The organism is Clostridium ragsdalei P11 (assembly GCF_001675165.1).
Lineage (GTDB): Bacteria > Bacillota > Clostridia > Clostridiales > Clostridiaceae > Clostridium_B > Clostridium_B ragsdalei.
Genome location: NZ_LROS01000002.1, coordinates 107091 through 119012 on the forward strand (window position 1 = coordinate 107091; position 11922 = coordinate 119012).

The 11922-nt window shown below is 30.7% G+C and carries 11 protein-coding genes; all 11 read left to right on the forward strand.

From position 1 onward, the window contains the following. Window positions 1-41 precede the first annotated feature (41 nt). The 11 genes from CLRAG_RS01040 (at window position 42) to CLRAG_RS01090 (ending at window position 11768) form a co-directional block, all read left to right on the forward strand. A complete protein-coding gene (locus CLRAG_RS01040) occupies window positions 42-1121 on the forward strand; it encodes a FecCD family ABC transporter permease (protein WP_065076662.1) in 1080 nt (359 codons plus the stop codon). After that, window positions 1118-1921: an ABC transporter ATP-binding protein gene (locus tag CLRAG_RS01045; protein ID WP_065076663.1), complete on the forward strand. Its 804-nt coding sequence runs from the start codon at window positions 1118-1120 to the stop codon at window positions 1919-1921. Before CLRAG_RS01040 ends, CLRAG_RS01045 begins: the two co-directional genes overlap by 4 nt. A gap of 47 nt (window positions 1922-1968) precedes the next feature. Then, entirely contained in the window at window positions 1969-3039 is a 1071-nt protein-coding gene (locus CLRAG_RS01050; protein WP_065076664.1) for an ABC transporter substrate-binding protein, read from the forward strand. 568 nt (window positions 3040-3607) lie between these two features. Continuing rightward, complete coding sequence (locus CLRAG_RS01055) at window positions 3608-4147, forward strand: ECF transporter S component (RefSeq protein WP_065076665.1); 540 nt, start codon at window positions 3608-3610, stop codon at window positions 4145-4147. Further along, complete coding sequence (locus tag CLRAG_RS01060; RefSeq protein ID WP_065076666.1) at window positions 4137-4724, forward strand: class I SAM-dependent DNA methyltransferase; 588 nt, start codon at window positions 4137-4139, stop codon at window positions 4722-4724. Before CLRAG_RS01055 ends, CLRAG_RS01060 begins: the two co-directional genes overlap by 11 nt. 354 nt (window positions 4725-5078) lie before the next feature. Then, window positions 5079-6458 carry a sigma-54 interaction domain-containing protein gene (locus CLRAG_RS01065; RefSeq protein ID WP_207644779.1) on the forward strand — a complete coding sequence of 460 codons (1380 nt, stop codon included), beginning with the start codon at window positions 5079-5081 and terminating at the stop codon, window positions 6456-6458. A gap of 307 nt (window positions 6459-6765) precedes the next feature. Next, window positions 6766-8316: an ABC transporter substrate-binding protein gene (locus CLRAG_RS01070; RefSeq protein WP_065076678.1), complete on the forward strand. Its 1551-nt coding sequence runs from the start codon at window positions 6766-6768 to the stop codon at window positions 8314-8316. Further along, window positions 8313-9275, forward strand: a complete 963-nt coding sequence (locus tag CLRAG_RS01075; protein ID WP_065076667.1) for an ABC transporter permease — start codon at window positions 8313-8315, stop codon at window positions 9273-9275. The genes CLRAG_RS01070 and CLRAG_RS01075 overlap by 4 nt, the downstream gene beginning before the upstream one ends. 3 nt (window positions 9276-9278) lie before the next feature. Then, complete coding sequence (locus CLRAG_RS01080) at window positions 9279-10082, forward strand: ABC transporter permease (protein WP_065076668.1); 804 nt, start codon at window positions 9279-9281, stop codon at window positions 10080-10082. A gap of 85 nt (window positions 10083-10167) precedes the next feature. Then, complete coding sequence (locus CLRAG_RS01085; protein WP_065076669.1) at window positions 10168-10971, forward strand: ABC transporter ATP-binding protein; 804 nt, start codon at window positions 10168-10170, stop codon at window positions 10969-10971. Next, window positions 10965-11768, forward strand: coding sequence for an ABC transporter ATP-binding protein (locus CLRAG_RS01090; RefSeq protein WP_065076670.1), 804 nt, complete (start codon window positions 10965-10967; stop codon window positions 11766-11768). Before CLRAG_RS01085 ends, CLRAG_RS01090 begins: the two co-directional genes overlap by 7 nt. Window positions 11769-11922 lie beyond the last annotated feature (154 nt).

Below are 11922 nucleotides of genomic sequence, written 5' to 3' on the forward strand. Positions count from 1 at the left end.
ATATATGCATCGTAAAAATAAATGAGTTTTGAGGAGATACTATGATTAAATCTACTGTTAGCAAAAGTGCAAATTCCTATGAAAAAACTTTAATGAAAAAGAGAGCTGTACTTTTTATACTTTCTATAATACTTGTTATATTGTTAATGTTAACTACAGTAATGGGTACAGCTTCTATAAGTCCAGTAAAGGTATGTAAAATAATAATATTGTCACTATTTAATAAAACTTCAGAAGGAGTAAATAATATTGTAATTATGAATGTGAGATTGCCAAGAGTGATCTGTGCAGCAATTGTAGGTGCATCACTTGCAGGATGTGGCGCTGTTATGCAGGGTGTACTCAAAAATCCGCTTGTAAGTGAATATACTCTTGGGTTGTCATCAGGGGCTGCTTTTGGTGCTGGTATTGCCATAGTTATAGGGGATAAACTATTTAAAACAAGTTTTATGCTAGTTGATAAATATGCAGAGGTTGGATGTGCTTTTATTTTTGGTATGCTTACTATGATTGTGGTGTATTTTATTGCAAGAATAAAAAGGACAAGCTCAAGCACTCTTATTTTAGCAGGAGTTGCTTTAAGTTATCTTTTTTCAGCACTTTTAGCTCTTTTACAATATGCATCTAATGATGAACAGTTAAGAGATATCATATTTTGGCTCATGGGTGGGTTCTGGCTCTCAAATTGGAAAGCAGTTTTTATATTATTACCTATTACTTTAATTTGCCTTATATTTATGATGAGATATGCATGGGATTTAAATGTATTGGGGTCAGGAGAAGAAATTGCAACGAGCCTTGGTATCAATGTGGAAAGAGTACAGTTTATTTGCCTTTTAATATCTGCATTTGCAGCATCCAGCTGTGTTGCATTTACAGGAATTATAGGTTTTATAGGACTTGTTGCACCACATATAAGCAGAATGATAATAGGAAGTGACCACCGCTTTTTAATTCCATGTTCTGCTTTAATGGGGAGCATTATTTTACTTGCAGCTGATACTTTATCCCGAACCGTAATAAGTCCTACGGAGCTTCCTATAAGTATTATAACTTCATTTATTGGTGTCCCATTCTTTATTTATCTACTTTTAAAAGGAAGGAGATGTTATTGGAAATGAAGATTGGTGCTGTAAATGTAACTTTCAGCTATGGTACTAAGGAAGTACTTAAAGGAATAAGTTTTGAGGCACATGAGAGTGAAGTTTTAAGTATAATTGGACCAAATGGTTCAGGCAAAAGTACATTAATAAAATGTATAGATGGTATATTAAAAAACAATAGTGGTGATATATATTTAGATGGAGAAAATATAAAAAATATACCTCTTAAAGAGCGTGCAAAGTTTATTGCATATGTTCCACAGTCTTCATGTGAAGCTTTTCCGCAAAAAGTATTTGAAACAGTACTTATGGGAAGAAAACCTCATTTAGGATGGTCTGTGGAAAGAAAAGATCTAAAAGTAGTTGAGAATATACTTGAATATATGAAGCTTTCTGAAATATCAAATTGCTATCTTGATGAATTGAGTGGAGGTCAAAAGCAGAAGGTACTTATTGCAAGGGCTCTTGCACAGGAACCTTCAATACTTCTTCTCGACGAACCTACAAGCAGTCTTGATATAAAGCATCAGTTTGAGGTCTTAAATATAATAAAGAACATAAGCAGGCACCGTAAAACTTCAGTAATAATGGTAATACATGATTTAAATATGGCTTCTAGATTTTCAGATGAACTGCTTCTTTTAAAGGATGGAAAAATATTTTCATCGGGTAAAGCTGATACAGTTCTTACAAAAGATAATATAAAAAGCGTATATGAGATTGAAGTTTCTGCAGTTAATATAAAAAATTATACATGTTTTATACCTACTAAAATGGTTGATGAAAAAATACAACTTGGAAATGAGATCATAATATAACATTATAAATAAATTAATTGTAATTTTACCAGGGAGGAAAAAATAAAATGAAAAAATTTAGTACATTATTTTTAACATTAATACTTACATTAGTGTTTGCACTGAGCGGATGTGGACAAGCATCTTCAAATTCAGGGACTGGTTCAAGTTCCAGTTCATCTCAAAAACCTAAAACAATAACTGTAAAAGATTCAAAAGGTAAATCAGTGATAGTACCTTTTGAACCAAAAAGAGTAGTTGTAATGAATAATGCTGTAGCAGAGATAATTTATGTATTAGGTGGAAAAAATAAGATCGTTGGGGTATCAAATGATTTGAAGTTCCCAGAAGATTTAGCTAAAAAACCTAAGGTAGGTAAGGCTTTCACCCCAGATATAGAAAAAGTTATGGAGATGAAGCCGGATCTTGTATTTGGATATGGACAGTATGTAAAAAAGGAACAGATAGATAAGTTAAAGGCTGCTGGTATAACATTTATATCAATAGATGGTTTTAAAATTAAATCTCTTGATGCCGATATAGAAACAATAGGTAAAATATTAAATAAACAGGATAAAGCTAAACAATATGTAAGTTTTATAGATAAATATCTTAATTTGGTAAAAGGTAGAACATCTAAATTGAAACCTGAAGAAAAAGTATCAGCATATTGGGAAGGATATTCTGACTATACTTCTGTTTCAAAAGGGGCAAGTGGAGATGAAATGCTAAGTATTGCTGGTATAAATAATATTGCTAAAGATCAGTCTATTGCTTATCCTAAAGTAAGTAATGAGTGGATACTGGAAAAAAGCCCTCAATATATAATAAAAGTGCCTAGTACTAAAATACCATTTGGTTATAAAATTAATGATTTAAAAGCTATGGATCAATTTTATAATAAATTTATAAGTAGAACCGGATGGGAAAAAATTGATGCAGTTAAAAATAAAAAGGTGTATATGATGTCAGATGAAATTGGCACATCAGCTCGAAGTGTTGTAGGAATATGTTATCTTGCAAAATTGTGCTATCCAAATTTATTTAAAGATTTAAATCCTGAAAATGTACATAAAAAAATGTTAAAACAGTTTTATAATATAGATTATAATGGAAATTGGGTATATCCTAAACAATAGAAGAATGAAAAGATATATAAAAATACTTCAGCACAGTGGATTAGATGTGCTGAAGTATTTTTAATTAGAAATAACATTTAAGGGTTTAAGTGTTTAAGGGTTATTAAAATGTTTTTTCAAACATATATTCACTATTTTAATATAAGCATTTTTTATGCCAATTAAGTATGCTTGAAATGTCAACATATTATTTTGATTTATTATCATAATGATAAAAAATATGGTATCATTATGATAATAAACTGATATTTTATCACAATGATACCAACGTATTTGACCTGTTATCAAAATGTGATATCTTTAAATAAACTCAATATTTGCATAAATTTTTTACTATTATTTTTACAAAAGTAGGCCATGTAGTTTTATCGAAAAGTCCTGCAATTTCAATAAAAAAGCTAGCAAATTTCTTTTGAAATTGAGTTATATTCTGAAATATAGATATTACAAAATTTTACTACAAATATGGTTTTATATGGTAATTTAACAATTAAGTGAACTTATTTCAAAAGTTGGCATAAAAATTGCTTTGTTTAATAATATTATAACTATTAATGGGGGTTTTAAAATGACAAAGAATAAAGATGTAGTACAATTAGTAAGAGCTGCGGTACTTGTAGCAATAGCGTTGATATTACCATATTTTTTTCATGGTATAAATAATGCAGGAAGTATTTTTCTTCCAATGCACATTCCGGTCTTAATTGCAGGCTTTTTACTTGAACCTAAATATTCAGTTATGGTAGGAATAGTATCTCCAGTGTTGAGTTCACTGTTTACAGGCATGCCCCCAATACCGTACTTATATGTGATGATAGTGGAGCTAGCTGCATATGCATTTTTAATATCTGTTTTATATAATAAATTTAAATTTAAAATATATACATCCTTAATTTTAGGGATGATAGGCGGTAGAATAGTAAGCATGATAGGAACTTTTTTAATACTTCATATTATTATGACCAGGCCCTTCAATTTTATATCTGTAGTTTCAGGACTATTTATTACAGGAATTCCGGGAATAATAATACAGTTTATATTTATACCAATTATAGTTAATATACTTGAAAAAAATGTTGGTAAGGTGGGAATGAAAAATGCAAGATAAAGAATTTTTTAATGAAGTAGCTGAAAAATGGGATACGATGTGCTGCCATCCAAGAGAAAAGGTGGATCACGTAATTGAAAGCATAGGTCTTACTGAAGGAAAAAAAGTATTGGATATAGGAAGCGGAACAGGAATAGTAATACCTTATCTGGAGAAAAAAGTAGGAAAGAGTGGCAGCATAACTGCACTTGATATTGCAGGAAATATGATACAAGTTTCTAAAAGAAAGAATAAGTACCCCAATTTAAATTTCCAGGTAGCTGATTTTTTCGAATATGAGAGCAGCAAAAGTTATGATTGTATAGTCGCTTATTCATGCTATCCTCACTTTAAAAATAAGGAAAAGTTCTTTGAAAAATCTTATAGCTTATTAAAAACAGCAGGAAAGCTTGTCATAGCCCATATAGAAAGTAAAGACGTAATAAATTTACGCCACAGTAAAATAGAAGACAAGTTAGATTCCAATGCACTTGTAGAGGTAGAAAAATTAGCTGAGTTTGCACAGAAAAGAGGATTTGTTTCTAGTTATACACAAGATGATAGTGAATTTTACATATATGTGGGTAAGAAGTCTTAATTTTTGTGATAAAATTTTGTAAAAATAATTCAGCACAGTGGATTAGATGTGCTGAATTATTTTTAATTAGAAATAGTGTTTAAAGAGTTTTAGTTTTAGGGCTATTAAAATGGTTTTCAAACATATATTCATTGTTTTATTAAAGCATTTTTTATGCCAGTTAATTATTATTGAGATATCAGTAAACTATTTAAAAACAGTATCATTATGATAAAATATTAGTATCATTATAATAATAATGGGACTTTTATATCATAATAATACTAGTTTCTTTAACTTATTATCAAAGTTTTAAATACTGGAAGGGGAGTTCATAAATTGGAAGACACAGACTTTTTAGAAGATGTAAATAACATGTGCAGAATTGATATGGACAGTATACTAGAATACGATATATCATCTTTTGTGCTTCAGGCTATATTTGACTGCTGTTATGATGGCCTCATAATTACGGATGAAAATCTTTTAATAAAAAAAGTAAACATAACAACCGTTAAGATATTGGGAGTAAAAGAAGAAATATTATATACAACTTATTTAAATGATATATTAAAGGATGATTTATTGAAAACTGTAGTGCTTACTGGTGAAAGTAAACAAGCCCAGGATTGCAGCTTTTATATAAATAGTAATAAGATAAGATGTGTTATAAATTTGGTTCCTGTAAAATTGAGAGGGAGAATTATAGGATTAGTACTTGCACTTAGAGATACTAAAGATCTACATAAAATGGTAAACAATGTAGTTGGATATAAAGCTTCTTTTACTTTTGATGATGTTATTACTAAAAATGAAAGAGAACAAACTGTTATAAAACTGGCTAAAAAAGCGGCAAAAACAAACTGCAATATACTTATAGAAGGTGAAAGCGGTACGGGAAAAGAAGTATTTGCTCAATCTATTCATAATTACAGTAATAGAAGCAGAGGACCTTTTGTAGCTGTAAACTGTGCTGCAATACCTAGAGAATTAGTGGAAAGTGAACTATTTGGATATGAAAAGGGTGCCTTTACAGGTGCATCAAAAGGAGGAAACCCGGGGAAATTTGAATTAGCAGATGGAGGTACAATATTTTTAGATGAAATAGGAGAACTTCCCCTGGATATTCAGTCCAAGCTTTTGAGAGTACTGGACAATCTTAAAATAGTTAGAGTAGGTGGTAATTATGAAAAGTCTATTGATGTAAGGGTGATTGCAGCAACGAATAGAACACTTAAAGATGAGGTGAAAAACAAAAATTTTAGAGGGGATCTTTATTACAGGCTTAATGTTATGAATATTCATCTTATTCCTTTAAGAGATAGAAAGGAAGATATAGAACTTTTAGCACAGTATTTTGTAAGCCAGCTTAATGCTAAAAATCCGTGTGATCCCAAGTATATAAATCTATCCTACATAGAAAAGTTGAGGATGTATAATTTTGAGGGAAATACAAGAGAACTTAGAAATGTTGTGGAAAGGTCGTATTATCTCTGTGAGGAAACTATGATAACTTCAAAGTATCTTATGGGCAAGAGCGTGAAGGTTGAAGCACCAATAAATAATGATTCTCCAAAGCAAATATTGCCTTTAGAAGTAGTAGAAGAGAAGTGTATACGAAATGCACTTCAATATTGTAAGGGAAATGCTATGAAGGCGTCTAAATTATTACAAATAGGCAAGGCTACTATATATAGAAAAATAAGCAAGTATGGCATAGATTTGAATTTGTACAGCAGTAAAATTGAAAATTAAACATAACTTGAGTACACTTTATCACAATGAAACTATAATATCATTATGGAACAAAATAATATCATAATGATATTATAGTTTATTTTTTGGGTATTGTTTTTGGGGATGTTTATTGGCATAAGTATGGATTTTGTCTAGAAAACTGTATTATTTGACGATATTTTCACCTATAGCAAAAATATTACTTCATAGTGTCAATTTGGCATAAATATTGCTGGTTAATTTAATGTGACAAATTAACCAATATTACTATAATTTAGGGGGGATAAGGTTGAAAAAATACTTAGGAATAGTAGTTTGTTTTATAATGCTTATAACTACAGTCTTTACAGGCTGTGGAAATTCAACAGCTACTTCAAATCGATCTAACGAAGAAAAAGGGAAGACACTTGTTTATGGAGCTGAATTTGAAGATGAAAAAATAAATTCAGTATTAACAGCATCACATGCTTTTGCTACAGATTTAGTTTTTAGGGGACTTATGAAATTTGATGAAAATAATGTCCCAAAACCTGAAATCGCTAAATCTTATACAATATCTAAGGATAAGTTAACTTATGATTTTATACTTAAAAAAGGACTTAAATTTCAAGATGGAACAGAAATTAAGGCAGATGACGTGGTATTTACTATAAAAACCATATTAAATGACAAAGTAAATTCAGAATTGAAGCCTGAATTTGAAGATGTAAAAGATATTCAGAAAGTTAATGATTATGAAGTTAAGATAACTCTTTCAAAAGTTTTTCCAGCATTTTTGGATAAAATGACAGTAGGATTGGTTCCAAAACATTGTTTGGAAGGAAAAGATGTAAATACTGCAGATTTTAATGTAAAACCTATAGGAGCAGGTCCTTTTAAAGTTGAGAAATGGAATAAAGGAAGCAACTTGATTTTATCAAAATCTAAATACTATTATGGAAAAACTGGAAATATAGATAAGATAATATTTAAGTTTTTGCCGGATGCTAATGTAAGAGCTATGCAGCTTCAAACAGGAGAAGTTAATATAGCTCCAGTTGCACCTTCTGAAGTTGCAAAACTTGAAAAAAGCAGTAAAGTAACAATTTGTAAAGCACCTACTGCAGATTATAGAGGCATAATGTTTAATTTTAGGACAAAACCTATGTTTAAAGATGTAAATGTTAGAAAGGCACTTAATTACGCTACAGATAAACAAAGCATAGTAAAAGGGATACTCCTAGGATATGGTGAAGCAGCATATTCACCAATTCAATTAAATAAATACAACAATCCTAATGTAGAAAAGTATGAGTATAATTTGGATAAAGCAAATCAACTTTTAGAGCAGTCAGGATGGAAAAAAGGAGCAGATGGAATAAGAGAAAAAGATGGTCAGAAGCTTCAATTTACTTTATTTGCAAGAAATAATGATGAAGTTAGAGTTAAAGTTGCAGAATATGTATCCTCACAAGCTAAAAAAGCTGGATTTGATATAAAAGTCGATGCAAGAGATCCTAAGGCTGAAAAAATAAAAGATACAGAAGCGTTTGTAGTAGGATGGGGAAGTCCTTTTGATGCAGATGATCATACGTATAAAATATTTAGATCAGATCAATTTGAAAAGGGAAGCGGATTTAATTTTGGAGATTATTCAAATCCTCAAGTAGATGATTTACTTGAAAAGGCAAGAACTACTTCTGATGATAGTCAGAGAAAAGAATATTATGATGAGTTTCAAAAGGTAGTAGCAGAAGATCCAGCATTTAGTATGGATGCATATTTAACTGCACTTTATGGCATTGACAAAAATATATCTGGATATACACCTAAAAGAGTTTTAGGACATCATGGAGAAGGATTCTTGTGGAATGTTGAGGAGTGGAATATGAAATGATATCTAGGTTTGTAGTTAGAAGGATAATTCAGGGTTTTTTGGTTATATTCTGCCTTAGTATAATAAGCTTTGCTATTATAAATGTTGCACCGGGAGACCCGGCAGAAGCTTTGTATGGTGATTTGGCTGATAGGTTAACTACAGAAGAGAGAAATAGGATAAATGAAAACTATGGAGCAGATAAACCTGTAACTGAAAGATATATTAAATGGGTTAAGGGGGTAGCCAAGGGAAACCTTGGTGTATCCTATCTTGAAGGAAGAGAAGTAACTGCAATATTAAAAGAGAAAATACCCAATACACTTAAATTAGTTTCATGGACCATAAGCCTTATACTTGTATGTTCCCTTTTACTAGGGTTAAAGGCTGGATTTAATGAAAATTCTTTTTGGGACAAATTTGTAAGTGGTATGAGTGTGTTTTTTTACTCAATACCTTCCTTCTGGCTTGCTCTTGTATTTATAATTTTCTTTTCTGTATGTTTGGGGTGGCTGCCCTCTGCAGGAAATAAAAATATAAGTGGTAGTGGAGGATTATTTTCTAATTTAAAGTATTATATTATGCCTGTATCAGTACTTGTAATTGCCCATGCAGGAGCTTATGCCAGGTTTATACAAGAAAAAGTTAAAGAAGAAGTAAACAGCCATTATGTAATAGCAGCAAAAGCAAATGGGATGGATGACAGAAAAATAATGAAAGGTATAGTAAAAAATGCGCTGGTACCATTTATGAATTATTTAGGAATAACTATACCAAGTTTTTTTGGCGGATCTGTTGTAATAGAAACCGTGTTTTCCTGGCCGGGACTTGGAATGTTGAATGTTAAAGCAGCTAATTCAAAGGATTATCCGCTTCTCATGGGTGCTATATTTATGACAGGTATACTTGTAGTTATATCCATAATGATTACAGATATACTTCAGCTAGTTGTAAATCCTTCCCTCAGAAAGCAGGTGTAATACATGAAGAAAAATAAAAGGTATCTAATATGGGTTATCCTCCTCTGCATCATAGTATTAGCCTCCATATTTGCTCCACTTATATCAAAGTACAATCCTGTAGAAGTGAAACTTGGCAATGTACTGCAAAGACCGGGAGCTGGTCATATAATGGGAACGGATGCCATGGGAAGAGATGTGTTCTCAAGGATACTTTATGGTGGAAGAGTATCCCTCAGTGTAGGTTTTATATCAGTAATTATATCCACTATTATAGGAATTATATATGGAGGAATAAGTGGATATTCAGGTGGTAAAATTGATAATTTTATGATGAGAATTTTAGATATATTTTTAGCTGTACCAACTCTTATCATAATGCTAGCATTACAGACAATAATAAGGGGAGGAATTGTGAGTATTATACTTGTAATTGGATGTACTGCATGGATTCCTACTGCTAGAATAGTAAGGTCACAGTTTATAGAACTCAGAGATAAAAACTTTGTAAAGTCTGCCGTAGTAATGTCTACACCACTTTGGAAAATAATCATAAAACATATGCTTTTAAATAGTATGCCTGCAATTATAGTAATAGCCACCTTAACTTGCGCACAGTCCATATTTATGGAAGTTTCGATGAGTTTTCTTGGTATAGGAGTGCCTCCAGGAACTCCATCCTGGGGAAATATGTTAAACAATGCTCAAAATGACATAATGACAGGAGCCTGGTGGGTAGCTGTATTCCCGGGTATTACTATAGTAATTTCAATGCTTTGCATTAATTTTATTGGTGAACATTTAAAAAAGAAAGTTACTTATGTGTAGAGAAAAATATAGGGACATAGAACAGTGAAATGTGAAATAGTCTAACTTCATCAGCTAATTAGCTAATGAATTCTGGGGGTATCAAATGGATAATATTTTAGAAGTTAAAAACTTGAAAGTTGCATTTAAAACTAAAAATAGTATAAAAGAAGTTGTAAAAGGAATTGACTTTCAAGTAAAAAGGGGTAAAGTTACTTGTATTGTAGGTGAAAGTGGAAGCGGAAAAACCATGACAGTAATGTCAATTATAAATGTATTACCTAAAAATGCCTTTATAGAAGATGGCAGCATAATATTTAACAATGGGAATATATCCAAATTAAATAATAGTGAAATGAAAAAAATAAGGGGAAAAAAGATTTTTTCAATATTTCAAAATCCAATAAATTGTTTTAACCAATCCATAACTATGGGAAATCAACTATATGATTTAATATCTAGCAATATGGATATTACAAAAGGAGAATTCAATGACAAGATTTGTACTATAATTGAAAGCTTAAATTTAAAAAATCCAAAGGTTATATTAAATCAGTATCCTTTTCAGTTAAGTGGGGGTATGCTGCAAAGAATGATGATAGCTGCAGCTATTTTTATGGAACCGGATATTATAATAGCAGATGAGCCTACAACAGCTCTTGATGTTACTACTCAAAAGGAAATATTGAAACAGTTCAAATTAATTCAGAAAAAATTCAATACTACTATACTCATTATTACACATGATTTCGGAGTTGTAGCAGAAATTGCAGATTATGTATTTGTAATGCAAAAAGGTGATTTGGTTGAAAAAGGAAATGTGTTTGAAATATTTAATAATCCTAAACATAAATATACAATATCCCTTATAAAGGCTACCTTTGATAGAAAGGAATTAGAAGTATGTTAATAGAGGCAAGAAATCTATCTAAGATATATAAAACCAAATTATTCCTTGTAAAAAGTAAAAATGAAACCATAAAGGCCGTAAATGATGTTTCCTTTTCAGTAGATTCAAATCAAATTGTAGGACTTGTGGGAGAAAGTGGATGCGGCAAGAGTACACTTTCCAGACTTCTTATAAGACTTGAAAAGCCTACAGAGGGTGTTATTAAGTTCAATGAAGAGGATATATGGAAGTACAATAGGCACAGCTTAAAGGAGTTTAGAAGAAAAAGCCAGATAATATTCCAAGATACTCTTACTTCCTTAAATCCCAACATGAAAATTTTAGATTCCCTTATGGAACCTTTAGATAATCATTTTAATATATCACGCAGGGAAAAGTTAATTAAAATAGATGATATAATTTCTTTTGTAAATTTAGAGGAGGAATTGTTATATAAATATCCAGGAGCTTTAAGTGGAGGGGAGAGACAGAGAATTAATATATGTAGGGCACTTCTTTTAAATCCTCAGTTTCTAATATGTGATGAGATAATATCCAGCTTAGATGTGTGCACTCAAGCTTGTATACTCAATTTAATAAAAAAGTTGAATGATTTAGAAGGTACTGGAATACTTTTTATTTCCCATGATATAAGTGCAGTAAAATATATATGCAGCAAAATTCTTGTCATGTACAGGGGAAGTATAGTTGAAGTGATAGACAATACAAATGAAAATTATAAAATAAAACATCCTTATACCAAAAGCTTATTGAATTCAGTTCCTATAGACAATCCAAACAAGAGAAATATAATTTAGGTTACAAGTAAGTACTAAAATAGTTTCATATAGGGTTTCTAACTAAAATATTAACTTATACAGAATAATTAAAATTCTTCTCCAAATACTAAATGTACGGAGAAAGGAGTTTTAATTATGGGAAGAAAATCATTTGAAATAGAATCACTGTATG

Coding starts and splice junctions, on each gene's coding strand:
- CLRAG_RS01040 (WP_065076662.1), top strand. CDS start 42: ATGATTAAATCTACTGTTAGCAAAAGTGCAAATTCCTATGAAAAAACT.
- CLRAG_RS01045 (WP_065076663.1), top strand. CDS start 1,118: ATGAAGATTGGTGCTGTAAATGTAACTTTCAGCTATGGTACTAAGGAA.
- CLRAG_RS01050 (WP_065076664.1), top strand. CDS start 1,969: ATGAAAAAATTTAGTACATTATTTTTAACATTAATACTTACATTAGTG.
- CLRAG_RS01055 (WP_065076665.1), top strand. CDS start 3,608: ATGACAAAGAATAAAGATGTAGTACAATTAGTAAGAGCTGCGGTACTT.
- CLRAG_RS01060 (WP_065076666.1), top strand. CDS start 4,137: ATGCAAGATAAAGAATTTTTTAATGAAGTAGCTGAAAAATGGGATACG.
- CLRAG_RS01065 (WP_207644779.1), top strand. CDS start 5,079: ATGTGCAGAATTGATATGGACAGTATACTAGAATACGATATATCATCT.
- CLRAG_RS01070 (WP_065076678.1), top strand. CDS start 6,766: ATGCTTATAACTACAGTCTTTACAGGCTGTGGAAATTCAACAGCTACT.
- CLRAG_RS01075 (WP_065076667.1), top strand. CDS start 8,313: ATGATATCTAGGTTTGTAGTTAGAAGGATAATTCAGGGTTTTTTGGTT.
- CLRAG_RS01080 (WP_065076668.1), top strand. CDS start 9,279: ATGAAGAAAAATAAAAGGTATCTAATATGGGTTATCCTCCTCTGCATC.
- CLRAG_RS01085 (WP_065076669.1), top strand. CDS start 10,168: ATGGATAATATTTTAGAAGTTAAAAACTTGAAAGTTGCATTTAAAACT.
- CLRAG_RS01090 (WP_065076670.1), top strand. CDS start 10,965: ATGTTAATAGAGGCAAGAAATCTATCTAAGATATATAAAACCAAATTA.